At 68.2% G+C, this 21,709-nt stretch carries 26 protein-coding genes; 9 read left to right on the top strand and 17 right to left on the bottom strand.

Annotation, left to right across the window (positions count from 1 at the left end; translation table 11 throughout):
* The first annotated feature begins 7 nt into the window (after window positions 1-7).
* Both hemN and ABIC90_RS18285 read left to right on the top strand, forming a co-directional pair.
* Window positions 8-1,414 (top strand): oxygen-independent coproporphyrinogen III oxidase, encoded by a 1,407-nt coding sequence (hemN, locus tag ABIC90_RS18280; RefSeq protein WP_354356434.1) that lies wholly within the window; start codon window positions 8-10, stop codon window positions 1,412-1,414.
* A gap of 2 nt (window positions 1,415-1,416) precedes the next feature.
* Window positions 1,417-2,127, top strand: a complete 711-nt coding sequence (locus ABIC90_RS18285) for a sulfite exporter TauE/SafE family protein (RefSeq protein ID WP_354356436.1) — start codon at window positions 1,417-1,419, stop codon at window positions 2,125-2,127.
* On the opposite strand, the gene ABIC90_RS18290 is transcribed toward ABIC90_RS18285, so the two are convergent.
* The gene (locus tag ABIC90_RS18290; RefSeq protein WP_354356438.1) at window positions 2,096-2,371 is read right to left on the bottom strand and encodes a hypothetical protein; all 276 of its coding nucleotides are present in this window, start codon (window positions 2,369-2,371) and stop codon (window positions 2,096-2,098) included. The two genes, ABIC90_RS18285 and ABIC90_RS18290, sit on opposite strands and share 32 nt — an antisense overlap.
* 114 nt (window positions 2,372-2,485) lie before the next feature.
* Window positions 2,486-2,992: an ornithine carbamoyltransferase gene (locus ABIC90_RS18295; RefSeq protein WP_354356440.1), complete on the bottom strand. Its 507-nt coding sequence runs from the start codon at window positions 2,990-2,992 to the stop codon at window positions 2,486-2,488.
* Between the two features lie 270 nt (window positions 2,993-3,262).
* On the opposite strand from ABIC90_RS18295, the gene ABIC90_RS18300 reads away from it, so the two are divergent.
* Window positions 3,263-4,054: a Crp/Fnr family transcriptional regulator gene (locus ABIC90_RS18300; RefSeq protein ID WP_354356442.1), complete on the top strand. Its 792-nt coding sequence runs from the start codon at window positions 3,263-3,265 to the stop codon at window positions 4,052-4,054.
* A gap of 19 nt (window positions 4,055-4,073) precedes the next feature.
* Here ABIC90_RS18300 and ABIC90_RS18305 read toward each other — a convergent pair whose 3' ends face one another.
* Both ABIC90_RS18305 and ABIC90_RS18310 read right to left on the bottom strand, forming a co-directional pair.
* The gene (locus tag ABIC90_RS18305; RefSeq protein WP_354356444.1) at window positions 4,074-6,194 is read right to left on the bottom strand and encodes a PAS domain S-box protein; all 2,121 of its coding nucleotides are present in this window, start codon (window positions 6,192-6,194) and stop codon (window positions 4,074-4,076) included.
* Complete coding sequence (locus tag ABIC90_RS18310) at window positions 6,187-6,933, bottom strand: response regulator transcription factor (protein ID WP_354356446.1); 747 nt, start codon at window positions 6,931-6,933, stop codon at window positions 6,187-6,189. Before ABIC90_RS18310 ends, ABIC90_RS18305 begins: the two co-directional genes overlap by 8 nt.
* A gap of 169 nt (window positions 6,934-7,102) precedes the next feature.
* Here ABIC90_RS18310 and ABIC90_RS18315 point away from each other — a divergent pair, with 169 nt between their 5' ends.
* The gene (locus tag ABIC90_RS18315; protein WP_354356448.1) at window positions 7,103-7,504 is read left to right on the top strand and encodes a hypothetical protein; all 402 of its coding nucleotides are present in this window, start codon (window positions 7,103-7,105) and stop codon (window positions 7,502-7,504) included.
* A gap of 41 nt (window positions 7,505-7,545) precedes the next feature.
* On the opposite strand, the gene ABIC90_RS18320 is transcribed toward ABIC90_RS18315, so the two are convergent.
* Genes ABIC90_RS18320 through ABIC90_RS18330 form a run of 3 tightly spaced genes read right to left on the bottom strand, consistent with a single transcriptional unit; the run spans window position 7,546 to window position 8,752 of the window.
* Window positions 7,546-7,983, bottom strand: coding sequence for a YeeE/YedE family protein (locus ABIC90_RS18320; RefSeq protein WP_354356450.1), 438 nt, complete (start codon window positions 7,981-7,983; stop codon window positions 7,546-7,548).
* Window positions 7,984-7,994: 11 nt separating this feature from the next.
* A complete protein-coding gene (locus ABIC90_RS18325) occupies window positions 7,995-8,429 on the bottom strand; it encodes a YeeE/YedE family protein (protein ID WP_354356452.1) in 435 nt (144 codons plus the stop codon).
* A complete protein-coding gene (locus ABIC90_RS18330; RefSeq protein ID WP_354356454.1) occupies window positions 8,429-8,752 on the bottom strand; it encodes an ArsR/SmtB family transcription factor in 324 nt (107 codons plus the stop codon). The genes ABIC90_RS18325 and ABIC90_RS18330 overlap by 1 nt, the downstream gene beginning before the upstream one ends.
* 91 nt (window positions 8,753-8,843) lie before the next feature.
* Between ABIC90_RS18330 and ABIC90_RS18335 the strand changes: the two genes are divergently transcribed.
* Window positions 8,844-9,722 (top strand): MBL fold metallo-hydrolase, encoded by an 879-nt coding sequence (locus ABIC90_RS18335; protein WP_354356456.1) that lies wholly within the window; start codon window positions 8,844-8,846, stop codon window positions 9,720-9,722.
* A 71-nt stretch (window positions 9,723-9,793) separates the two neighbouring features.
* Here the strand turns inward: ABIC90_RS18335 and ABIC90_RS18340 are convergent, their stop codons facing one another.
* Window positions 9,794-10,300 carry a universal stress protein gene (locus tag ABIC90_RS18340; RefSeq protein ID WP_354356458.1) on the bottom strand — a complete coding sequence of 169 codons (507 nt, stop codon included), beginning with the start codon at window positions 10,298-10,300 and terminating at the stop codon, window positions 9,794-9,796.
* A 122-nt stretch (window positions 10,301-10,422) separates the two neighbouring features.
* Here ABIC90_RS18340 and ABIC90_RS18345 point away from each other — a divergent pair, with 122 nt between their 5' ends.
* On the top strand, window positions 10,423-11,007 hold the full coding sequence (locus tag ABIC90_RS18345) for a hemerythrin domain-containing protein (protein WP_354356460.1): 585 nt from the start codon (window positions 10,423-10,425) through the stop codon (window positions 11,005-11,007).
* 123 nt (window positions 11,008-11,130) lie between these two features.
* On the opposite strand, the gene ABIC90_RS18350 is transcribed toward ABIC90_RS18345, so the two are convergent.
* The 7 genes from ABIC90_RS18350 to mltG form a co-directional block, all read right to left on the bottom strand.
* Window positions 11,131-11,607, bottom strand: a complete 477-nt coding sequence (locus ABIC90_RS18350; RefSeq protein ID WP_354356462.1) for a DUF2726 domain-containing protein — start codon at window positions 11,605-11,607, stop codon at window positions 11,131-11,133.
* Window positions 11,608-11,742: 135 nt separating this feature from the next.
* Entirely contained in the window at window positions 11,743-12,423 is a 681-nt protein-coding gene (locus ABIC90_RS18355) for an ankyrin repeat domain-containing protein (RefSeq protein ID WP_354356464.1), read from the bottom strand.
* Window positions 12,420-13,229: a TatD family hydrolase gene (locus ABIC90_RS18360; RefSeq protein WP_354356466.1), complete on the bottom strand. Its 810-nt coding sequence runs from the start codon at window positions 13,227-13,229 to the stop codon at window positions 12,420-12,422. Before ABIC90_RS18360 ends, ABIC90_RS18355 begins: the two co-directional genes overlap by 4 nt.
* 87 nt (window positions 13,230-13,316) lie before the next feature.
* A complete protein-coding gene (locus tag ABIC90_RS18365; RefSeq protein ID WP_198783777.1) occupies window positions 13,317-13,706 on the bottom strand; it encodes a PilZ domain-containing protein in 390 nt (129 codons plus the stop codon).
* Window positions 13,703-14,716: a DNA polymerase III subunit delta' gene (locus ABIC90_RS18370; RefSeq protein WP_354356468.1), complete on the bottom strand. Its 1,014-nt coding sequence runs from the start codon at window positions 14,714-14,716 to the stop codon at window positions 13,703-13,705. The genes ABIC90_RS18365 and ABIC90_RS18370 overlap by 4 nt, the downstream gene beginning before the upstream one ends.
* Window positions 14,713-15,369: a dTMP kinase gene (tmk, locus tag ABIC90_RS18375; RefSeq protein ID WP_354356470.1), complete on the bottom strand. Its 657-nt coding sequence runs from the start codon at window positions 15,367-15,369 to the stop codon at window positions 14,713-14,715. Before tmk ends, ABIC90_RS18370 begins: the two co-directional genes overlap by 4 nt.
* 61 nt (window positions 15,370-15,430) lie before the next feature.
* On the bottom strand, window positions 15,431-16,453 hold the full coding sequence (gene mltG, locus ABIC90_RS18380; protein WP_354356472.1) for an endolytic transglycosylase MltG: 1,023 nt from the start codon (window positions 16,451-16,453) through the stop codon (window positions 15,431-15,433).
* Window positions 16,454-16,539: 86 nt separating this feature from the next.
* Here mltG and ygfZ point away from each other — a divergent pair, with 86 nt between their 5' ends.
* Together ygfZ and ABIC90_RS18390 are read left to right on the top strand one after the other, a co-directional pair.
* Complete coding sequence (gene ygfZ / locus ABIC90_RS18385) at window positions 16,540-17,475, top strand: CAF17-like 4Fe-4S cluster assembly/insertion protein YgfZ (RefSeq protein WP_354356474.1); 936 nt, start codon at window positions 16,540-16,542, stop codon at window positions 17,473-17,475.
* 145 nt (window positions 17,476-17,620) lie between these two features.
* Window positions 17,621-18,535, top strand: a complete 915-nt coding sequence (locus ABIC90_RS18390; RefSeq protein WP_354356476.1) for a hypothetical protein — start codon at window positions 17,621-17,623, stop codon at window positions 18,533-18,535.
* 9 nt (window positions 18,536-18,544) lie between these two features.
* Here ABIC90_RS18390 and ABIC90_RS18395 read toward each other — a convergent pair whose 3' ends face one another.
* Window positions 18,545-19,426, bottom strand: a complete 882-nt coding sequence (locus ABIC90_RS18395; RefSeq protein ID WP_354356478.1) for a YbgC/FadM family acyl-CoA thioesterase — start codon at window positions 19,424-19,426, stop codon at window positions 18,545-18,547.
* On the bottom strand, window positions 19,423-20,391 hold the full coding sequence (locus ABIC90_RS18400; protein ID WP_354356480.1) for an alpha/beta hydrolase: 969 nt from the start codon (window positions 20,389-20,391) through the stop codon (window positions 19,423-19,425). Before ABIC90_RS18400 ends, ABIC90_RS18395 begins: the two co-directional genes overlap by 4 nt.
* A gap of 158 nt (window positions 20,392-20,549) precedes the next feature.
* On the opposite strand from ABIC90_RS18400, the gene ABIC90_RS18405 reads away from it, so the two are divergent.
* Window positions 20,550-21,686, top strand: coding sequence for an iron-containing alcohol dehydrogenase (locus tag ABIC90_RS18405; RefSeq protein WP_354356482.1), 1,137 nt, complete (start codon window positions 20,550-20,552; stop codon window positions 21,684-21,686).
* The last annotated feature ends 23 nt before the right edge of the window (window positions 21,687-21,709 follow it).

Genomic DNA, 21,709 nt, shown 5'->3' on the forward strand with positions numbered 1-21,709 from the left:
GACGGCAATGGCTCTTTCCGCTCCAGTGCCCATCTGTCCGAAGGTGCCGCTGCCCGTCGAGTTGCTGTGTCAGTTCGATGTTCCCGGGCCGCGCTACACCTCCTATCCCACCGCCGACCGCTTCGTGGAGGCTTTCGACGCCGAGGCTTACGCGCAGGCGCTGTGCAAGCGGCGCGAGGCGGGCGCCGAGGCGCCGCCCCTGTCGCTCTACGTTCACATTCCGTTCTGCGAATCGCTCTGCTATTACTGCGCGTGCAACAAGATCGTCACGCGCCACCGCGAACGCGGCCGGCAATACCTGGCCTACCTTGCACGGGAGGTGCAGTTGCAGGTCGCACAGCTGGGGCGCAGCACCACTGTCTCCCAGTTGCACCTGGGCGGCGGGTCGCCCACGTTCCTGGACGACGCGGAACTGGGCGAGCTCATGGCGTTGCTGCACCGCTCGTTCGTGTTCGCTCCGGGCGGCGAACGCTCCATCGAGATCGATCCGCGCACGGTCGACGCGCAACGCCTGGCCAGCCTGGCCGCGCTGGGCTTCAACCGGCTGAGCTTCGGCGTGCAGGACTTCGACCCCGGGGTGCAGAAGGCAGTGCACCGCATCCAGCCTGCGTCGCAGGTCTTCGCGCTGATGGACAAGGCTCGCGCGCTGGGTTTCGAGTCGATCAACGTGGACCTCATCTATGGATTGCCGCGCCAGAACGATACGTCCTTCGGGCGCACGCTGGCGCAGATCCGCGATCTGCGGCCCGATCGCATCGCCCTCTATGGCTATGCGCACCTGCCCGAGCGCTTCAAGCCGCAGCGGCGCATCGCAGCCGACGAGCTGCCCGATGCGGCCACCCGGGTGCGCATGCTCGCCGCCGCGATCGAACGGCTCACCGAGGCGGGCTACGTGTATATCGGCATGGACCATTTCGCGCTGCCCGACGACCCGCTTGCAATGGCGAAAAGAGAAGGGCGCCTGCACCGCGACTTCCAGGGCTACGGCGTGCGGCCCGAGGGCGATCTGGTTGCGCTGGGCGTGTCGGGCATCGGCCGGGTGGGCGCCACCTACAGCCAGAACGCCAAGACGCTCGACGACTACTACGACCTGCTCGACCAGGGGCGCCTGCCCGTGGTGCGCGGCCTTGCGCTCTCGCGCGACGACCTGCTGCGGCGCGCGGTGATCATGGCGTTGATGTGCCGTGGCCGCGTCGATTTCAACGCGATGGGCGAGGCCTACGCGGTCGATTTCCGCCGCTACTTCGCGACCGAGTTCGCAGCGCTCGGTCCGCTGGTGGCCCAGGGCCTGGTGCGGCTGAGCGACCACGACCTCGTGGTCACCGAGCAAGGGTGGTTTCTGGTGCGAGCTGTCGCGATGGTGTTCGACCGCTATTGCCGCGAGAACCGCGCGCGCTTCTCACGGGTGGTCTGAGCATGCAGCTTGCGCTCGCCGGTGCCGCGTTGGTGATGGGCCTTGCGGGCGGGCCGCATTGCGTGGCGATGTGCGGCGCGGCATCGGCGGCGGTGATACGGATCGTGCCGGTGATGTCCATCGTTCCGGCGGGGCAGGGCGCAGTGCCCATCGGCGGTGCGGCGCCGGCCGCTTTCCATCTGGGCCGTATCGCAAGCTATGCAATCGCAGGTGCGATCGCTGCCGCGAGCGTTGAAACCCTGGCCCAGGCCAGCATCCATGTCGCCGCATTGCGGCCGCTGTGGGTGCTGATGCATGTCTTCGTGTTCGCCTGGGGCGCGATGCTCGCCGCCACGGGGCGCCAGCCGCTGTGGGCGCAGCGCATTGGACGCGGCCTCGAAGCGCGTCTTCGCCCGCTCGCGGGACGCACATGGCTGGGCGTGCTGGCCACCGGCATGCTGTGGGTGGCGCTGCCGTGCGGGCTGCTCTATTCGGCGCTGATGATGGCCAGCCTGGGCAATGGGCCGTTGCAGGGTGCGATGCTGATGGCGCTGTTCGCGATCGGCAGCGGCGCTTCGTTGCTGCTGGGCCCTTGGCTCTGGCAGCGGCTTCGCTGGGTTGGCGGTGCGCACCAGGCCTGGGGCGCGCGGCTGGCCGGCGTGCTCTTGGCGGGCGTTGCGGCGCAGGCCGTGTGGTGGGACCTCATGCGCCAGATCGACGCCTGGTGCCGCTGAACCAGGCATCGATGTGTGCGGGCTCCGGCGGCGCGCCCGTGCGCAGGGTCTGCCGGCCCGTGGGCGTGACCTGGAAGACGATGGCGGCTTCCTCGCACAGGGGCTGGTCGCAGCCCATCTGAACCGGAGGAATCAGCGCCCCGATATGGCTGGCAGCCTGGAGCACGCGCAGCCTGTCGATCAGCAGCGGGTCGGCCTCGATGCAGGGCAGCGTGGCCGCGGCAAGCTTTTCGAGCAGGCTCATGCACATCGCGGGCGATCTGCGGGGTGGAGCGTTGCGCACGGCATGGCGGTGTTCATGGCGAGTTCCTTTGAGGAGGTGAGTGCAGTAGCGGGGTCACTGCGTGCAGCCCGCAATTCAAGCGATGGCTTCCAGCAGCAAGGCCTGGAGCACGAAGCGCCGGTTGTCGGCCAGCGGGGTCCTGTCGCCGAGCAGCTCGGCCAGGCGGTCGGCCGGATGGTCCTTGGTGGCGGCGCCGTCGAAAACCGGAATGCCCGCGTGCTGCGCGATGCATTCCACCAGCGCGTGAGCCAGGCCCTGGCACTCCACGGCTTCATAGAGCCGGCCGAGCATGCGGGCGGTGTGCTGCACGTCCTGTGGCGAATCCACCAGCGACATGCCCGAGCGCATGACGGCCACGCGCGCGCCCAGTTCCTCGGCGGCGCTGCGAAACAGCGCCTGCGCGTCGTCGGGCTGCGTCTCGCATAACAGTCCCAGGTTCTTTCCGCGCAGCAGCCTGGGCGTGTTCCCTTCCAGCGCGGCGCGCTGGAGCTGCCGTGCGCGGCACAGCAGGCTCGTCACCTTCAGTGGCGACAGCTGCGGTGCGGCGGCGGCGGGCGCGCGGGTCTTGGGGAGAAGGGGCATGGCGATGGTCGGTGTGTGGCCGGCCAAGGTAAGGGACGGCCACCTCGCGGCGGTTGATGCAGGTCAAGGCTGGAGCGCGGGCCTGCGTGACTTGCGGCACGCCGGCGGCCGTTGATACACGCCGGACACACTTCATTCACCGAGCGTTACCCACCGACGCCGAGTGTTGGCATTGCGGTGCCGCGGGCTTCATAGCATCGGTCCATCGACACGCGACAGCCATCGACACGCGACAGCCACTCGCCACGACAGATCACCCAAGGACCCCAGATGCTCGACACCGCCACCGCCCAGACCTTCGCCCCCCTTCGTACCGGCACCGCACGGGCCGAAGCCGGCCCGGCATGCGCGGGGCGGCAGACCGCCGACACCCTGAAGCTCTTGGCCGAGCAACTCAAGCCGCAGCGCCGCGTCGTGCACACGGGCGACGTCATCTACCAGGCGGGCGAGCGCTTCGGCAATCTCTACATCCTGAACTCGGGCTTCTTCAAGATCGTGAACCTGTCGGCCGACGGGCGCGAGCAGGTGGTGGGCCTCAAGTTCCGCGGCGACTGGCTGGGCTTCGACGGCATCGCCGGCAGCCGCTATTCGTGCGACGCGGTGGCCATGGACACCGGCGAGATCTGGGCGGTGTCGTACGAGTCGCTGCTGGCCGCATGTGCCCGGCATCCCGCCGTGCTGCAGGTGCTGCACACCGCCATGAGCCGCGAGATCTCGCACGACCGCGACTCGCTGATGTCCGTCTGCACGCTGCCGGCCGATGCCCGCGTGGCCGAGTTCCTGCGCTACTGGGCCCAGACGCTGGCCGAGCGCGGCATGCGCACCGACGAGATCACGCTGCGCATGACGCGCGCCGAAATCGGCAACTACCTGGGCATGACGCTGGAGAGCGTGAGCCGGGCGCTGTCGCGGATGGCGCGCGACAACGTGATCGGCTTCGCCACCAAGGGACGCCGCGATGTGCAGATTCCCGACGTGGGTGCGCTGTCCGCCTTTGTGCAGCGCTGCCTGTCGCCGGTGACGGCACCCGCGATGGTGCCGGCGCCCGCCATGCTCCAGTAAGAGACTCGCGCCGAGCCGTTCAGGCGCGCCCGGCCAGTACCTTCGCCATGGCCTGCGCGAGTTCGGAGCGCGTGTAGGGCTTGCGCAGCAGCTCCCAGCTCTGCGGCACTTCGCGGTCGGCATCCAGCAGCTCCGAAGAGAAGCCCGACATCAGCAGCACCGCCAGCTGCGGAAAGCGCCGCTGCACCTCGGCCGCCAGGCGCGTGCCGCGCATGCCGGCACCCAGGGCGATGTCGCTGAGCAGCAGGTCGAGCGGCTCCGCCCCCGCATCCAGCAGCGAGAGCGCCTGTTCGCCGGTGGCGACCGCGACCACCTCGCAGCCCAGCGTGGCAAGAAACGTCTGGACCACTTTGCGAACCTCGGCGTCGTCCTCCACCAGCATCACGCGCAGGCCTGCGGGCACGGTTTCATCGGCGTGCGCGTCCATGGCGGGAGCAAGGGCAGGGCGGGCGTCCTGCTGCTGCGGCAGGTAGAGCGTGACCGTGGTGCCCTGGCCGGCCTTGCTGTCGATCGCCACGGCGCCCCGCGACTGGTTGACGAAGCCGTAGACGGTGCTCAGGCCCAGGCCCGTGCCGCGGCCGGCCTCCTTGGTGGTGAAGAAGGGCTCGAAGGCGCGCTCCTTCACGTCTTCTGACATGCCGGTGCCGCTGTCGGCGATGGAGATCGCCACGAAGCGTGCGGCGGCGTCGATGCCCGGTGCGTCGCGCTCGCCGAGCAGGGCGGCCGGCAGGGCGCCGCACACCTCGGTGCGAAAGCGCAGCGTGCCGCCCTCGGGCATGGCGTCGCGCGCGTTGATGGCGATGTTGAGCAGCGCCGATTCCAGCTGCCCCGGGTCGGCCATCACGGGCGGGCAGTCGGGCGCGGTGTCGATCTCGATGCGGATGCGCTGGTCCAGCGTGCGGCGCAGCATGTCGGCCAGCGAATGCAGCAGCCCCTGCGTGTCGACGGCGCTGGGCTGCAGCAGCTGCCGCCGCGAGAACGCGAGCAGCTTGCCGGTGAGTTCGGCGCCGCGCCGCGTGGCGCGCGTGGCGGCGCCCAGCAGCTGCTGGGCGTAGCTGTCCTGCGCGAGCGCGGGCATTTCTTCGAGCACCTGGAGGTTGCCCTGGATGACGGTCAGCAGGTTGTTGAAGTCGTGCGCGATGCCGCCGGTGAGCTGGCCGACGCTCTCCAGCCGCTGCGCGTGGTTGAGCGCCTCCTCGGTCTGCACGCGCTGCAGGCTGGTGGCCAGCAGGTTGGACAGCGATTCGAGAAAGCGCACCTCTTCGTCCCCGAAACGCCTGGACTCCTTGGAGCGCACCGACAGCATGCCGATCACGCGCCCGCGATCGCTCAGCGGCACGGCCAGCGCGCTGACCAGGCCCGCATCGAGATAGACCTGGGGCACGGCAAAGCGATGTTCCAGGCTGTAGTCGGGCACCACCACCGGCCGGCCCTGGGACAGCACGAAGCCGGGCGGGGTGTCGGGCCGGTTGGGCAAGCGCGTGCCGACCTCCTCGCCGGCGAGCAGGCCCACGCCGCTGGCCACCCGGAATTCGAGGCGGTTGGCCTCGAGCAACCACACCACCGCGACCTCGACCTGCAAGGCCGTGGTGATGAGTTCAGGCACGTGTTCGAGCACCACCCGCAGGTCGCGCGTGTCCACCGCCAGGCGCCCGAGCTGGGCCAGGTGCTCGCTGTAGCGGGCGCGTTGCAGCGCCTGCTTCACGCGGGGGTAGGCCCCAATGTCGCGGATGGCGGCCACCACGAAGGGCAGCCCGTGGCTCTGCAGCGGGCTGAGCGCGATCTCGACCATGACTTCGCTGCCGTCCTTGCGCTTGGCCACCAGCTCCATGTGCGTGCCCATGGGGCGAGCGCGGGGCGCGCGGCCGTAGGCTTCGCGGTACGAGGCATGGCGCGGCCGGATGCTGTCGGGCACCAGCACATCGACATTGAGGCCCACCAGCTCTTCCACGGGGTAGCCCAACAGCGCGGCCGCCGAAGGATTGGCCAGCATGATGCGGCCCGACTGGTCCACCAGCAGCAGCGAATCGGGGTAGGCGATGAAGAGCGAGCGGAAGACACTGCCTTCCTCGACGCCCGACGGCAAGCCCTGGATGGGCAGGTCGAAGAGGAAGGGCGGGGTGCCCGGCGTGTCAGCCATGGACCACCGGCGGGATCAGGATGTAGCCCGCGCCCCGCACCGACTTGATGAGCTGCGGGTCGTCCGCATCGGCCTCGATCTTCTTTCGCAGGCGCCCGACCTGCACGTCGATGGTGCGATCAAAAGGCGCGGCTTCGCGTCCGCGTGTCTGCTCCAGCAGGAAGTCGCGCGACAGCACGCGGCCGGGATGGCGGGCAAAGGCCTGCAGCAGCTCGAACTCGCCGCCGGTCAACGCCACTTCGGCGCCTTGCGGATTCAGGAGGCTGCGCGCGGCGGTGTCCAGCTGCCAGCCGGCAAAGCGCAGCTTGTGCGCGGACGCTGCGGCGGGGGCTGCGGGCGCGGCGAGCGCCGGCGAGAGCGGCGCCGGGGGCGTCAACCGCCGCAGCACCGCCTTGACGCGCGCGACCAGTTCGCGCAGGTCGAAGGGCTTGGTCACGTAGTCGTCGGCGCCGACCTCCAGACCCACCACCTTGTCCACCGCATCGCCCCGGCCGGTGACGATGACCAGCCCGCAATGCCAGCGCTCGCGCATGCGGCGCGCGATGGAGAAGCCGTCTTCACCGGGCAGGCCGAGATCGAGCAGCACCAGGTCGGCGGGGTCGGAGTCCATCAGCGTCATGAGGGCGCTGCCGTTGTGGACCTGGGTGACGCGAAAGCCATGGCCCTGGAGGTAGTTGGCCAGCAGCAGCGTGATGTCGACTTCGTCGTCGAGCACCGCGATGTGGGGGGCAGTTTTCATGCGTGGGCAAGGAATTGGGGCACGGATGTCGTAGATATCCTCAAGCCGGGGGCAGGGTAGCACGCAAGCCTTGCGCGGTGTTGTCGTTGCATTGATCCCGCGCAAGCTCGCGGGCGCGGTGCTGCGTCAGCATGGCGGTGAACGCCCCTCGGGCGAGAAGGACACACACATGGGCACCGATTTCACTTTTCCGCTCGCGCTGTGCAAGGCGCAATACAGCATCTGGCTGCACGCGCTCCAGATGGTCGAGACCATCGGCGCGCGCGCCTTCGAGGACGGCATCGCGCTGACCCGCGCGGAATCCGATGCGGTCATGCGCGCCGGGGACTGGCACGCGCTGGCCGCGGCGCCGTTGCAGGCGTTCCGGCATTTCAGGGCGAGCGAGGCGGTCGATGCGTCCCGCACGGTGTTCGCGGAAGCTGGTGTCGACGCGACGCCTTCGCGGCAGGCTGTGGTGACCGATGCCTTGCGCAGCTTGCATGTGGCACTGGATGCGGGCCCGTCTGCGGCGCCATCCCCGCGCCGGGTGCATGCCGTTCGCAAGGCCAGCGCAACGCGCGCAAAGAGGTGATGTCGGCGCGCCTCGTTCATTGCGCCAGCCATCGCCATCCGTTATGCGGCACGGGTCGCCGCCGGGCGTTTGCGTCCTTCGAGCAGTTCGAAGATGCCCATGCCGGCCAGCATGGCCGCCACGAAGACAAGCGCCTTGACTTCGCCCATGCCAAGCGCCACCAGGCCCGGGCCGGGGCAGAAGCCCGCAATGCCCCAGCCCACGCCGAAAAGCATGCCGCCCACCAGCAGGCGCCGGTCGATGTGACGTGCGGTGGGCAGGCGCATCTGGGCACCCAGCAAGGACACCGTGCGGCGCCTGGCCACCATGAACGCGACCATGCCGACGGCAATGGCGCCCGCCATCACGAAGGCCAGCGAAGGATCCCAGGCGCCGGCAATGTCCAGGAAGCCGAGCACCTTGGCCGGGTCGGCCATGCCGGAGAGGATGAGGCCGAGTCCGAAGACCAGGCCGGCGAGCAACGACGCAAGGGCAATCATCTGGAATCTCCTCAAAGGCCGAACAGGTGACGGGCCACGAACACCGTGGCGAAGCCGGCGCCCATGAATGCGATGGTTGCCGCGAGCGAGCGCGGCGACAGGCGAGACAGCCCACAGACCCCGTGGCCGCTGGTGCAGCCCGACCCGTACCGGGTGCCCAGGCCGACGAGCAGCCCGGCCAGGACGAGCGCGCCGTATCCGGCGTCGATCCGGGGCAGGGGCACCACCGCAACGATCCCATAAACCGCCGGCGCGCCGACCAGTCCGAGCACGAAGGCGACCCGCCAGGCAACGTCGCCCCTCAACGGTCGGAGCAGCCCGCCGAGCACCCCGCTGATGCCTGCGATGCGGCCGTTGAGCAGCGCGAACATCGCCGCGGCAAGGCCGATGAGCACGCCGCCGGCCAGCGCCGTGAACGGGGTGAAGTGGTTCCAGTCGATGGACATCATTCTTCCTTGGGGCAGTAAAGGCGATAGAGGACCGCCAGGATTTCAAGCAAAGCCGGATCGGCCACGCTGTAGAAGATGCTCTTGCCTTCGCGGCGGGTGTCGACCACGCCCTCGCCGCGCAACACGCTCAGTTGCTGCGACAGCGTGGGCTGGCGAATGCCCAGCTTCTGTTCGAGGTCGCTCACGCACATCTCGCCTTGCGAGAGCTGGCACAGCAGCAAGAGCCGGTCTTCGTTGGCCAGGAGCTTGAGCGCCGCGACCGCCTTGCCGGCGGCGCCGCGCAGGAGGTCTGGGTCGATGGCCAGGGTGGAGGTCTTCATGGGTTCACGTTTCGGCTTCAGTTTCAGCCCATATAGTATATATAAACATATAATGTTTGTGAGCTAACTGAACATCACAGATAGAACACCTATGACATCCCGCACGACGATCCAAGGCTTTTTCGACCCGGCGACGTGGACGGTGTCGTATGTCGTGTGGGAGCGCGCGAGCCGGCATGCCGCGGTCATCGACCCGGTGCTGGACTTCGACTTCAAGTCAGGCCGCACCGGCACCGCGTCGGCCGACCGCTTGCTGGCCTTTGTGCGGGAGCACGAGCTGCGCATCGACTGGATCCTGGAGACGCACGCGCATGCCGATCACCTGTCCGGCGCTCGCCACGTCCAGGCGCAGGCCGGCGGCAAGATCGCGATCGGACAAAACATCCGCGTCGTGCAGTCGACGTTCAAGAAGCTCTTCAACCTGGAGCGCGGGTTTCTGCCGGACGGAAGCCAGTTCGACCATCTGTTCAAGGACGGCGAGGTTTTCCGCATCGGCGATGTGGAGGTCACCGCCTTGCTGGTGCCGGGCCACACCCCTGCGGACATGGCCTATCTGGTGGACGGCGCCGTCTTTGTTGGCGACACGCTTTTCATGCCGGATCTGGGCAGCGCCCGGGCCGATTTTCCCGGTGGCGACCCACGGCAGCTCTACGGCTCGATGCGCAGGCTGCTGGCGCTGCCGCCCGACACCGCCGTGTACGTTTGCCACGACTACCCGCCAGCGTCGCGGCCCGCCCGCTGGCAGAGCACGGTCGCCGACCAGCGCGCGCACAACATCCACGTGCGCGACGGCATCGGCGTCGATGAGTTCGTGGCCATGCGCACAGCCCGCGACGCGACCCTGGAAGTGCCGACGCTGATTCTTCCGTCGATCCAGGTGAACGTGCGCGGCGGCCGATTTCCGCCGGCGGACGACAACGGCGTCTCGTACCTCCGGATTCCGCTGAACGCGCTGCCTGCGAGCCGGTAAAAGAGGCGGTGGGAGAGGGCGGGGCACACGGAGCGACGGCGCGCCGTGCCCTGAGGGCGCGCATCGGCTACCTACTGGCTCGCGAGCACGCCGATCGGCAGCTTGAAGCGCTCGTGCTCGGCCTTGGCGTCGTCGGGTGCGCGCACCAGCAGCACCGGCACCGGCGACATGCGCAGGATATGTTCGGCGCTGCTGCCCATGACCCAGCGGCCGATGCCGCGGCGGCCATGGGTGCCGATCACGATCAGGTCGGCATCAGATGCCTGCGCTTCGGCGACGATCTGCTCGTGCACGGCGCCTTTGAAGCGGTCGATCAGCACCACATCGGCTTGGACACCGTTTTCGGCAGCCCGGGCCCGCGAAGCTTCGAGCAGCTTCGTGGCGTTGCCGCGCAGTTCCTGGAGCCAGTTGCCGGCATAGCCCGAGTAGGCGTCCATGGCGAGCGCGAACGACAGCTCGTCGATGACGTGCACCAGGCGCAGACGCCCGCCCGTGAGCTTGGCCAGATGGATGGCTTCGGTCAGGCCGCGGCCGGACGTGGAACTGCCATCGATGGGAACGAGGATGCGCTGGTACATGGCATGAGTCCGGAGTGGAGGGGATGCAACCAGTATCCAGGCGGCCGCGCCGCGCGGCTTGATCTGGAACAAGCCCGCGAGCGGCAAAAACGCGACCCTTCAGGCATGCAAAGGAAGACTCCATGACCCACGCCACCGTCCGCATCATTCGCCAGGAGCATGCCGCACTCGCCGCCGTGCTCCGCTCCATCGTCATGCTGCTCGAGCAGCACAGGAAGAAGGGCACCTTGCCCGATTTCGCGGTGCTGCGCGCCATGCTCTTCTATGTGGACGAATTTCCCGAGAATCGCCATCACCGCAAGGAAACCGAGCTGCTGTTTCCCAAGCTGCGCGCCAAGACGCCGATCTCGCGCGACCTGCTGGACAAGCTGGACGGCGACCATGCCCGGGGCGAACGCAGGATCCGCGACGTCGAGCACGCGCTGCTGGCCTTCGAGATGCTCGGCGAGCCGCGGCGCGCAGCCTTCGAGAGAACGGTCGGCGAGTATGTCGACTTCTACTTGAGCCACATGGCGCTGGAGGAACGCGAGATCCTGCCGCTGGCCGAGCGCGTGCTGACCGAGGACGACTGGCGCGACCTAGACGATGCCTTCGCGCAAAACCGCGACCCGATGACCGGGCATGCGGCGGACTTCGAATACAGCGCGCTTTTCACACGCATCGTGAACATCGTGCCGGCGCCCATCGGATTGGGGCCGGCTGTGTGACTTGGGGGGGGAACCTTGTTGTGGGGGCGGTAAGCGCGAGGTTCCCAAGACACGGGAAGGATCGAAACGCTAGGACTGATATTTGTTATTTAACATAATGCACATTGTGTTCTCAAGCCGGCATCACGTAGGACTCACAGAAGCCAGCGAAGGATCGAAATCCGCTTCGACCCGCCCGATGTCCGGCACCCGGTGATACCGCAAGACCCTGTACCCAGCTTCCGTCAGCAACGCATCGCGTGACGAATCGCGCGGCGCCTTGCCTTTGCGCTCTTTGCCAGCGAGTTCGATCACGGCCACCACCTTGAACGTGCGGTCGCACACCACGAAATCGGCGATCTTGCGGCTGAACGTGCTGCGTGCGGCACGGGTGCGGGCCGTGAGCAATGCGCTGAAACTGACCTGTGGCAGCACCACAAGGTCCGGAAGCGTTTCGACCAGGCGGTTGTACATCGCCTGCTCACGCGCGGTGAGCGGCGCCCGCGCCTTGGGCTTGTCGACGAAGCCGCTGTTGATCTGCGAGCCCTTGTTTCTGGCGACAACGCCAAGCACAAGCAATCCGACGGCCAACAAAACGACCACGAATAAGAACGTATTCATCTCTGCTTCTCCTTCTGCGCGGAGTCTCGCACGAGTGAACGGACGCTCCATATCGGCGTCTCCTCGGCGCTGAATTCACCCGTCAACGACGGGGTGATCCGCCAGGTTCAGCCGTTCTTGGCTAGGCCCTCGGGTCTACCACTTGCCGTCTTTGGGCGGCGCCTTTGAACCGGCAGCCTTTGCACCGATCGCCGCCGTGATCAACTGCGCAGCTTCCGTCCGATTCGCCTTGTTCGCAAAGTCGACCGCGGTCATGCCCAGCTGGTTTTTCATCGCCGTATCGGCGCCTTCTGCTAGCAGCAGCTTCACGGCTTCCGCTGAACCATACATGGCGGCCATCATCAGCGGCGTGGTGCCGTTGGGCGATTGCGCATCGATGAAGGCGTAGTTGTCGAGCAGCACTTTCATGATGGTCAGCTGACCGGTGGTCGCGGCATAGTGAAGCGGCGTCCAGCCGGTCTTGTTGACGGCCGCGTCGCGCTTCAGCAACTGGGTGACGAGGTCCTGCTGGCCCTTGATGGCCGCCAGCATCAGCGGCGTTTCGTCTTTCGAATTGGCCAGGTCCACATTGGTCTGCGGCGATTCGAGCAGCACCTGGATGACTTTCGGCGAAGGTTCGCGCAGCGCGATCATCAAGCCGGTCTGGCCGTGTTCATCGAGCGTGTTGGGGTCGAACCCACGGTTGAGCAGCGTGCGCACGCCGCTGCCGTTGTCGCCGCGCACAGCCCGGAAAAAGTCCTCGAACGATCCCGCATGCGCCGCAAAAGATGCAGCAATGACAATGAGATAGAGCGACTTCTTTAAGTAATTCTTCATGATTTTTTGATATCCCTGAACAGCATTTCGAAGTTGTCGCTCGTCGCCTTGGCGATGGCCTCGACGGGCACCTTTCGCAGTTCCGCGATCTGTTGCGCCACATAGGGCACGTACGACGGGTTGTTGGTCTTGCCGCGATACGGCACGGGTGCCAGGTACGGGCTGTCGGTCTCGATCAGCATGCGATCGAGCGGCACGAAGGCCGCCACGTCGCGCAGGTCCTGCGCCTTCTTGAAGGTCAGGATGCCCGAGAAGGAAATGTAGAAACCCAGGTCGAGCGCGGCCCGCGCGACCTCGGCGGTTTCGGTGAAGCAATGGAACACGCCACCCGCTGCACCCGCCGCGCCGTCTTCGCCCTCCTCCTTCAGGATCGCCAGCGTGTCGGCCGAGGCGTCGCGGGTGTGGATGATGAGCGGCTTGCGCGTCTGCTGCGCGGCGCGGATGTGCACGCGGAAGCGGTCGCGCTGCCACTCCATGTCGGCGATGCTCCGCCCGCCCTTTCGCTCTTCCATCTGGTAGTAGTCGAGGCCGGTCTCGCCGATGGCCACCACGCGGGGCCGGGCGGACAGCCGCACCAGGTCTTCGACTGTGGGTTCGGCGATGTCCTCGTTGTCGGGGTGCACGCCCACGCTGGCCCAGAAGTTGTCGTAGCTGGCGGCCAGCGCCTGCACCTCGTCGAATTCCTCGAGCTTGGTGCAGATGCACAAGGCGCGATCGACCCTGGCCGCGGCCATGGCGGCGCGGATTTGCGGCATCTGGTCCGCGAACTCAGGAAAAGTCAGGTGGCAATGGGAGTCTGTGAACATCGGAAATGACGGTGGAGTCGGCGCACCTGTCACCTGTGTGAGGTGGCGCCGTGCACGGAGTTCCGCGTCCCCAGGACGGCGGAAAACTCAAATGGTCTGGGTCGGGCGGTCGGAAGCCATCGAGCCGCCCAGGGCGGCTTCGATGCGTGCCTTGAGCTGGCGCGACTTCTCGTCCGATGGAAACCGGATGCCCACGCCGGGCGCCCGGTTGCCGGCGGCACGCGCCGGGGTGATCCATGCGACCTTGCCGGCCACCGGATAGCGCTGGGGGTCTTCAGGCAGCGTGAGCAGCACGTAGACGTCGTCGCCCAGGCGGTACTCGCGCGTGGTCGGGATGAAGATGCCGCCCTCGGCAAAGAGCGGGATGTACGCCGCATAGAGCGCGCCCTTCTCCTTGATGGCGAGCTGGATGACGCTCGGCCTGGCGGGCGTGGCGGCTGCGGACGCAGCGGGGGCGGGAGCGACGGGTTGGTTCATGGGCGACGAGCGGCTGAGTTTAGGGTGCTTCGCGCTTCGCTCACAAGCGCTTCGAGCATGAGACCCGCATTGAACGGATGCTCGGCGGTTCTCGCGGCGTTCGCGAGCGACTTAGACCAGCGCGCCAACGCCAGCCGAGAAGGCGCGGCCGGCAGGTCGGCGGCTTCGAAAAAACGGGGTTCGGCGCCGTTGCCGACAGCCATCAGGTCGTGGCAGATCTTCTGCAGCGCGCCCACGGCCTGCGCCGGGGCGTGGTCCGCCAACGCCCCCACGTCGCCGCGCGAGATGGCCTTGGGCAGCAAGGACCACGCCTTGGGCGACTGGCCCGCGCGGGCCAACCGCAAGGCGTCGCTGGGGCGTCCGCCCGCGGCGCGCAACAGGGCGGCGGCATCGGCGGCAGGCACCTTCTGTTCGGCAAGCCAGGCCACGGCCTCGGTCGTTTCGGGCCACGGCAGCGTGAAACCCAGGCAACGGCTGCGGATGGTCGGCAGCAACTGCCACGCCGCTTCGCTGGCCAGCACGAAGCGCACGTCGCCGACGGGTTCTTCCAGCGTCTTGAGCAGCGCGTTGGCGGTGATGTTGTTCATGCGCTCGGCCGGATAGACCAGCACCACCTTGCCGCGTCCGCGCGCGCTGGTGCGCTGGGCAAAGCCCACGGCCTCCCGCATCGCCTCGACACGGATCTCGCGGCTGGCCTTGCGCTTCTTGTCGTCGATGTCGGCCTGCGCCTTTTCGTCAAGCGGCCAGCCCAGTTCCTGCATGGCGACCTCGGGCATCAGCACGCACAGGTCGGCGTGGGTGCGGACCTCGATGGCATGGCAGCTCGCGCAATGACCGCAGGCGGTGCCGCCCTCTTGCGGCTGCTCGCACAGCCACGCAGAGGCCAGCGCCAGGGCCAGTTCGTACTGGCCGATGCCGGACGGCCCCTGCAGCAGCCACGCATGGCCGCGCTGGCGCAGCAGTTCCGCGAGCGGCCGGTGCAGCCAGGGCGTGAGCGGCGGTGTGCTCATCGCGCGGCACCGCCAAGCGGTGTCAGCGCGCCGCGCGCCACCAGGGCGGTTTCGATCTGCTGCCAGACCTGGTCGCGCGCCTGGCTGGCGTCGATGCGAATGAAGCGTTGCGCATCGGTGGCTGCACGGTCCGCGTAACCCTGTGCCACGCGGCGGAAGAACTCGACCGGCTGCGCCTCGAACTTGTCGGGCACCCGTGCGCCCGCAAGGCGTTGTGCCGCGATCTCGGGCGCCAGGTCGAACCACAGCGTGATGTGCGGCTGAAGCAGCCCTGCGGCCCTGCCCCCTTGCGCCCACTGTTCCAGCGTCGACAGCACGGCCGGGTCGAAACCGCGGCCCGCGCCTTGGTACGCGAAGGTGGCGTCGGTGAAACGATCGCACAGCACCACGTCGCCGCGCGCCAGCGCCGGTTCGATGACCTGCACGATGTGATCGCGCCGCGCCGCGAACACCAGCAGCGATTCGGTCAGCGGGTCCATCGGCTGTTCCAGGATCAGCCCGCGCAGTGTTTCGGCCAGCGGCGTGCCGCCGGGTTCGCGCGTGCGCACGACGGTGCGGCCCTGCGCCTGGAGCAGCGCCTGCATCGCATCGAGATGGCTGGACTTGCCCGCACCGTCGATGCCTTCCAGCGTCAGAAACAGACCGGCGCTCATAGAAAACAACCTCCGCCTTCGGCTGCGGTGCGAGCTTGCTTGGGACGGCCCGGCGCGGCGCTCATTGCGTCGCCTTGGGTTGGGCGGAGCTGCCGCCGCGCTGGTAGCGGTTGACCGCGCGGTTGTGCTCGTCGAGCGAGCCGCTGAACTGGCTGGTGCCGTCGCCGCGCGAGACGAAGTACAGCGACTTGCTCTGCGCCGGCTGCACCGCCGCCAGCAGCGCGGCCTTGCCCGGCATCGCGATCGGCGTGGGCGGCAGGCCGCCGCGGGTGTAGGTGTTCCAGGGCGTGTCGGTCTGCAGGTCCTTCTTGCGCAGGTTGCCGTCGAAGCTGGCGCCCAGGCCGTAGATCACCGTCGGGTCGGTCTGCAGGGGCATGCCAAGGCGCAGGCGATTGGCGAAGACGGAGGCGATCTCGGCGCGGTCGTTGGCCTTGCCTGTCTCCTTTTCGACAATGCTGGCCAGAATGAGCGCCTCATCGGGCGATTTGAGCGGCAGGTCGGACGCGCGGGCCGCCCACGCGGCTTCGAGCTTCTTGTCCATGGCCCGCATCGCGCGCTGCAACAGGGCGATGTCGGTCGAGCCCTTCGAATAGGTGTAGGTGTCCGGGAAAAAGCGCCCTTCCGGATGCACGCCGGGCTTGCCCAGCCTGGCCATCAGCGCCTCGTCCGTGAGGCCCAGGCTCTCGGGCTTGAGCTGCTCGGCCTTGCCCAGCGCAGCGCGTACCTGGCGGATGTTCCATCCTTCCACCAGCACCAGGCTGCGGGTGGCCTCTTCGCCGCGCACCAGGATGTTGAGCAGCAGCTTGGGCGTGACGCCGCGCTCCAGCTCGTAGCTGCCGGCGCGCATCTGGCGGTCCTGCCCCGAGATGCGGAACCACCAGTAGAGCAATTGCGGCTGCACATCGACTCCGTTGTCGGCCACCGCCTGGGCGATGCCGCGCGGCGTGGTGCCGGGCTCCACCGAAAGATCGACGGTGGGCGCCGGCAACTTGAGCGGCTGGTGCACCCACCAGAGGCCGCCCGCGCCGAGCGCGAGCGCAATCAGGGCGGCAAGCAGGAAAAGCGTTAAGAAGAAGCTGCGCACGGATTCCGATGGAAAGACGGAGAACGGAGAAAAGGGGGGAGTCCCTGCCGCACAGAAGGAACAGGAGCGGCCATGATAATTCAGCGATGACCACAGTCGCTCTCAATGGGATAGCCGCCCTCTCGCAATCCGGCCACCTGGGCGTGATCCGCGCCGAAGGCCCCGATGCCGCCAGCTTTCTGCACGGACAGCTGACCCAGGATTTCTCCCTGCTCGGCGCCACCGAAGCCCGCCTGGCCGCGCTTTGCACCGCCAAGGGCCGCGTCATCGCCAGCTTCATCGGCATCCGTCCGCAACCCGAAGTGATTCTGCTGGTGTGCAGCCGCGACATCCTGGCCGCCACGCTCAAGCGCCTGTCGATGTATGTGCTGCGCGCCAAGGCCAAGCTCACCGACGTCACCGGCCAGTTCGCGCTGTACGGCCTGGCCGGGAGCGCGCTCACCGCCAACGGGCTCGATGCGGCCACGCCGCCCGGCAAGCGCACGGCCATCGGCGAGGACATCAGCGTGGTGTCGCTCTACCCGGCCGACGGCGTGCCGCGCGCGCTCTGGATCGCACCCGCCGCTCACCCGGCACCGGCCGGCCCGGCGCTGGCCGCCGATCTCTGGCCGTGGAGCGAGGTCCGCAGCGGCATCGTCACCCTGACCACGCCGGTCGTCGAAGCCTTCGTGCCGCAGATGATCAACTACGAATCCGTGGGAGGCGTGAACTTCAAGAAGGGCTGCTACCCCGGCCAGGAGATCGTGGCGCGCAGCCAGTTTCGCGGCACGCTCAAGCGCCGCACCTACCTCGTGCAGGCCGATGCGGCGTTGGCGGCGGGCCAGGAAGTGTTCGCCGGCGGCAATGCCGAGCAGCCCGTGGGCACCGTGGCGCAGGCCGCACCGGCGCCCGGCGGCGGCTGGTCGGCCCTGATCTCGATCCAGATCGCGGCCCTGGAGGCCGGCGCCCTGCACGCCGGAACGGTCGACGGCCCGGCGCTCACCGTCGAGCCGCTGCCCTATCCCCTGCTCGAAGACATCTGATTTTTTCGGACCCCCAACGTCCTGATTCACAGGGCGTTCGGCGCTACCCAGCCGGTAGCGCCTTTTTTTTGCGCGTCTTTTAACCCTGCTGCCGATGCTGCGCCGTAGAAGCCTGCACCGATCAACTCCCGGCAAGGAAGACACCATGAAGCGCAGAATTTTTTCGACCGTCCTGGCACTGACCGCGCTCGCCGCCTGTGCGGAGAGCCCGGCGCGGCCCTTCGCGCCACCTTCGAGTTCCAGCCGCATCGGCTCGCTGATGCAGATCGCCATCGTCGACCGCACGACCGGCGCCGAGCTGCCCATCTACCGCCATCGTGGCGAGTACTGGGTGGCCGGCCGCCCCGGCGCGCGCTACGCCATCCGGGCGCGCAATGCGGTGGGCGAACGCATCATGGCCGTCATGTCGGTGGACGGCGTCAACGTCGTCTCCGGCGAAACCGCGGGCATCGGCCAGACCGGCTATGTGTTCGGCGCCCGCGAGTACAGCGACATCGCCGGCTGGCGCAAGAGCGATTCGCAGATCGCCGCCTTCGAGTTCGCCTCGGCCGGCAATTCGTACGCCAGCCGCACCGGCCGGCCCGACGACGTGGGCGTGATCGGCGTGGCGATGTTCCGCGAGAACGTGCCGCTGCCGCCCCCTGTCGCACCGATCTCGCCCTCCCCGCGCCGGGGCGGCTACGAATCGGGCGACCGCGAACTGCGCAGCGAGTCGTCCTCGAGCCTCGGCGATGCCAGGGCCAAGTCCGCGGCCCCCGCCGACAGCGCGGCCGCTGCCGAAGCCCCCGCCGGTGGTCTGGCGCGCCGGCAGGCGCCGAGCCCGAGCCTCGGTACGGCCCATGGCCGCCGCGAGACCTCTCATGTCGGCAAGACCAGCTTCGAGCGCGCCCAGTCCACGCCCGACGAAGTGGTCCGCATCCGCTACGACAGCCGCGAAAACCTGATCGCGATGGGCGTGATTCCCGTGCCGCCCACGCCCCGCTGGCCGCGTCCGGCCGGCCCCTCGCCTTTTCCGGGATCGGACCCCGGCTACGTGCCGGACCCGCCCGCCCGCTATTGAGCCGAGGAATCAGCGCAGCAGCGACCGGCGCATCTCGAAGTGCGGAATGCCGGCTTCCTCGAAGGGCGCGCCGTGCACCGCATAGCCCAGGCGCGCATAGAACCGCTCGGCGCTGCGCTGCGCATTGAGCGCGACTTCGCGGTCGCCGCGCGCCCGGGCCGCGTCTTCAAGCGCCTGCATCACGGCCGCGCCGTGCCCGCCGCTGCGAAGCGTGCGGTGCACCGCCACGCGGCCGATGTGGGAGATGCCGTCCTCGGCGTGCAGCAGCCGCCCGGTCGCAATGACCTGCCCGATGCGGTTGCGCGCCACCGCATGCAGCGCCGTTGCATCGTGCGCGTCCCACTCCAGTTCCTTGGGAATGTTCTGCTCCTCGATGAAGACCGCGCGCCGCAAGGCGCCCGCACCTTCACCGAGCGTGGCCCAATCGCCCGTCTCGACGGTACGCATGGGCTCGCCGGCCTCGAACCCGGTGAGCGCATCGCGCAGCGCGGCGGGCACCGGCCTGGAGGTCTGCGTGGCCGGATCGGCGAACACATAGACCAGCTCGCAGCCGACCAGGTACTGGTCCTGCCGGAACAGCGCGCCCTCGAACACGATCGACGAATTGCCGATGCGCGCGCACTTCATGCCCACGTCGATCACGTCGTCCATGCGCGCCGAGGCGCGAAAGTCGATGGTCGCCTTGCGCACGTACAGGTCGCCGCCCAGCGCATGCATCGCCTCTTCGTAGGGCAGCGCCATTGCGCGCCAGTAGTCGGCGATGGCGGTGTCGAAGTACATCAGGTAGTGCGCGTTGAAGACGATCTTCTGCATGTCCACTTCAGCCCAGCGCACGCGCAGGCGATGGAAAAAGCGGAAGTCTTCGCGTCGGTTCGCTGTTGTCTCGGTCATGGTGTCAGTGCTTCCTTGAGTGCGCGGGCTGCGTCGTCCTGCGCCTGCAGCGCTTCGGGCACGGCCCGGCCCATCTTGATGAATTCGTGGATCACGCCGCGATAGATTTCCAGGTCGACCGGCACGCCCGCGGCGCGCAGCTTGTCGGCATAGGCGATGCCTTCGTCCACCACCGGGTCGCATTCGGCCAGGCCGATCCATGCGGGCGCCACGCCGTCGACGTCGTCGGCCAGCAGCGGCGCGAAGCGCCAGTCGTCGCGGTCTGCCGACGTGCGCAGGTACTGGTCGAAGAAGAAATCGATCATCGCCTCCGTCAGCAGCGGTCCATGGGCAAAGCGCCGGTGCGAAGCCGTGTCCTGGTGGGCGGCGGTGCCGGGGTAGATCAGCATCTGCAGCGCGAGCGGCAGGCCGGCATCGCGCGCGAGGATGGCGCAGACAGCCGCCAGCGTGCCGCCCGCGCTGTCGCCGCCCACGGCGAGGCGGCGCTCGTCCAGGCCGAGGCTCGCGCCCCGGGTTGCGATGAAATGAAAGGCATCCCACGCGTCGTCGGAGGCGGTCGGAAACTTGTGCGCGGGCGCGAGCCGGTAGTCCACAGACACCACCGCGCAGCCGCTCTTGCTGCTGAGCACGCGGCACAGCGTGTCGTGCGTGCGGATGTTGCCGACCGTGAAGCCGCCGCCGTGAAAGTACACCAGCGCCGGCAGCGCGTCCGATGAAGGCGCATAGAGCCGCGCGGGTATCGCAAAGCCGTCACGCGCGGCGATGCTGAAGTCTTCGATGCGCGCCAGCGCGGGCTTGGGCACTTCCAGCACGCCCGCGCCGTTTTCGTAAGAGGCCTTGGCCTCGTCGGGCGAAAGCTGGTCCAGCGCCGGATGCCCGGCGCGCGCCATGCGCTCGACCACGCCGGCCATCCGGGCGGTCAACGGGTGCTGCGTGGGAGATGGGGTCGGAGGGTTGCCTGTCATGCGCATCTTTTATTTGAACGTTCGGGCCGCCGCCGGCGCTGTTCCGGGTGCGACAGCGGCAAGGGTTTTGTTCATGGGCAAGCCGCTGCCCTGTTGTTAGATTCGGATGGTCGGCAATCGTAATGCCCCCACGCACACAGGCCCCAGGTCTCACGTTCATGGCCCTCATCCAATACCTCACCCAGATCCAGTTCGAATTCGGCGCCATCAAGCTCCTGTCCAGCGAATGCGCGCGCATCGGCATCACGCGCCCGCTGATCGTCACCGACGCCGGCGTGCGCGCGGCCGGCGTGCTGCAGAAGGCGCTCGACGCGGTGGCCGACCTGGAGGTCTCGGTGTTCGACCAGACCCCGTCCAACCCCACCGAGGCCGCCGTGCGAGCCGCCGTCGAGCTCTACCGCAGCGGCCGCTGCGACGGCCTCATCGCCGTGGGCGGCGGCTCCGCCATCGACTGCGCCAAGGGCGTGGCGATTGCCGCCACGCACGAAGGCCCGCTCAAGACCTACGCCACCATCGAAGGCGGGTCGCCGAAGATCACCGACCGCGCGGTGCCTCTGATTGCGGTGCCCACCACCAGCGGCACCGGCAGCGAGGTGGCGCGCGGCGCCATCGTCATCGTCGACGACCACCGCAAGCTGGGCTTTCACAGCTGGTTCCTGATGCCCAAGGCCGCCATCTGCGACCCCGAACTCACGCTCGGCCTGCCGCCCAAGCTGACGGCTGCCACCGGCATGGACGCCATCGCGCACTGCATGGAAACCTTCATGTCGGCCGCGTTCAATCCGCCGGCCGACGGCATCGGCCTGGACGGCCTGGAGCGCGCATGGCTGCACATCGAGCGCGCGACGAAAGACGGCAGCGACCGCGAGGCGCGCCTGAACCTCATGAGCGCTTCGATGCAGGGCGCGATGGCCTTCCAGAAGGGGCTGGGCTGCGTGCATTCGCTCAGCCACAGCCTGGGCGGGGTCGATCCGCGCCTGCACCACGGCACGCTCAACGCACTCTTCCTGCCCGCGGTGATCCACTTCAACGCGGGCGCCGAGTCGGTGCAGAAGGAACAGCGCCTGCAACGCATGGCGCAGGCCATGCACCTGGATTCGGCCGGCGACCTGGGCGATGCCATCCGCGACATGAGCGCGCGCCTGGGCCTGCCCAAGGGCCTGGCCGAAGTGGGCGTCACGCCCGCGCTGTTCGAGAAGATCATCGACGGCGCCATGGCCGACCACTGCCACAAGACCAACCCGCGGCTGGCCACGCGCGACGACTACCAGGCCATGCTCGAAGCCTCGATGTAAGGCGCGCGCACAGGGGCGCTCGC

The organism is Variovorax boronicumulans (assembly GCF_040544675.1).
In the GTDB taxonomy this organism is placed as follows: Bacteria; Pseudomonadota; Gammaproteobacteria; order Burkholderiales; family Burkholderiaceae_C; genus Variovorax; species Variovorax boronicumulans_D.

Excerpts from the sequence above, each read along its gene's own strand:
- hemN (WP_354356434.1), top strand. The coding sequence starts at position 8 with ATGGCTCTTTCCGCTCCAGTGCCCATCTGTCCGAAGGTGCCGCTGCCC.
- ABIC90_RS18285 (WP_354356436.1), top strand. The coding sequence starts at position 1,417 with ATGCAGCTTGCGCTCGCCGGTGCCGCGTTGGTGATGGGCCTTGCGGGC.
- ABIC90_RS18290 (WP_354356438.1), bottom strand. The coding sequence starts at position 2,371 with ATGAGCCTGCTCGAAAAGCTTGCCGCGGCCACGCTGCCCTGCATCGAG.
- ABIC90_RS18295 (WP_354356440.1), bottom strand. The coding sequence starts at position 2,992 with ATGCCCCTTCTCCCCAAGACCCGCGCGCCCGCCGCCGCCGCACCGCAG.
- ABIC90_RS18300 (WP_354356442.1), top strand. The coding sequence starts at position 3,263 with ATGCTCGACACCGCCACCGCCCAGACCTTCGCCCCCCTTCGTACCGGC.
- ABIC90_RS18305 (WP_354356444.1), bottom strand. The coding sequence starts at position 6,194 with ATGGCTGACACGCCGGGCACCCCGCCCTTCCTCTTCGACCTGCCCATC.
- ABIC90_RS18310 (WP_354356446.1), bottom strand. The coding sequence starts at position 6,933 with ATGAAAACTGCCCCCCACATCGCGGTGCTCGACGACGAAGTCGACATC.
- ABIC90_RS18315 (WP_354356448.1), top strand. The coding sequence starts at position 7,103 with ATGGGCACCGATTTCACTTTTCCGCTCGCGCTGTGCAAGGCGCAATAC.
- ABIC90_RS18320 (WP_354356450.1), bottom strand. The coding sequence starts at position 7,983 with ATGATTGCCCTTGCGTCGTTGCTCGCCGGCCTGGTCTTCGGACTCGGC.
- ABIC90_RS18325 (WP_354356452.1), bottom strand. The coding sequence starts at position 8,429 with ATGTCCATCGACTGGAACCACTTCACCCCGTTCACGGCGCTGGCCGGC.
- ABIC90_RS18330 (WP_354356454.1), bottom strand. The coding sequence starts at position 8,752 with ATGAAGACCTCCACCCTGGCCATCGACCCAGACCTCCTGCGCGGCGCC.
- ABIC90_RS18335 (WP_354356456.1), top strand. The coding sequence starts at position 8,844 with ATGACATCCCGCACGACGATCCAAGGCTTTTTCGACCCGGCGACGTGG.
- ABIC90_RS18340 (WP_354356458.1), bottom strand. The coding sequence starts at position 10,300 with ATGTACCAGCGCATCCTCGTTCCCATCGATGGCAGTTCCACGTCCGGC.
- ABIC90_RS18345 (WP_354356460.1), top strand. The coding sequence starts at position 10,423 with ATGACCCACGCCACCGTCCGCATCATTCGCCAGGAGCATGCCGCACTC.
- ABIC90_RS18350 (WP_354356462.1), bottom strand. The coding sequence starts at position 11,607 with ATGAATACGTTCTTATTCGTGGTCGTTTTGTTGGCCGTCGGATTGCTT.
- ABIC90_RS18355 (WP_354356464.1), bottom strand. The coding sequence starts at position 12,423 with ATGAAGAATTACTTAAAGAAGTCGCTCTATCTCATTGTCATTGCTGCA.
- ABIC90_RS18360 (WP_354356466.1), bottom strand. The coding sequence starts at position 13,229 with ATGTTCACAGACTCCCATTGCCACCTGACTTTTCCTGAGTTCGCGGAC.
- ABIC90_RS18365 (WP_198783777.1), bottom strand. The coding sequence starts at position 13,706 with ATGAACCAACCCGTCGCTCCCGCCCCCGCTGCGTCCGCAGCCGCCACG.
- ABIC90_RS18370 (WP_354356468.1), bottom strand. The coding sequence starts at position 14,716 with ATGAGCACACCGCCGCTCACGCCCTGGCTGCACCGGCCGCTCGCGGAA.
- tmk (WP_354356470.1), bottom strand. The coding sequence starts at position 15,369 with ATGAGCGCCGGTCTGTTTCTGACGCTGGAAGGCATCGACGGTGCGGGC.
- ygfZ (WP_354356474.1), top strand. The coding sequence starts at position 16,540 with ATGACCACAGTCGCTCTCAATGGGATAGCCGCCCTCTCGCAATCCGGC.
- ABIC90_RS18390 (WP_354356476.1), top strand. The coding sequence starts at position 17,621 with ATGAAGCGCAGAATTTTTTCGACCGTCCTGGCACTGACCGCGCTCGCC.
- ABIC90_RS18395 (WP_354356478.1), bottom strand. The coding sequence starts at position 19,426 with ATGACCGAGACAACAGCGAACCGACGCGAAGACTTCCGCTTTTTCCAT.
- ABIC90_RS18400 (WP_354356480.1), bottom strand. The coding sequence starts at position 20,391 with ATGACAGGCAACCCTCCGACCCCATCTCCCACGCAGCACCCGTTGACC.
- ABIC90_RS18405 (WP_354356482.1), top strand. The coding sequence starts at position 20,550 with ATGGCCCTCATCCAATACCTCACCCAGATCCAGTTCGAATTCGGCGCC.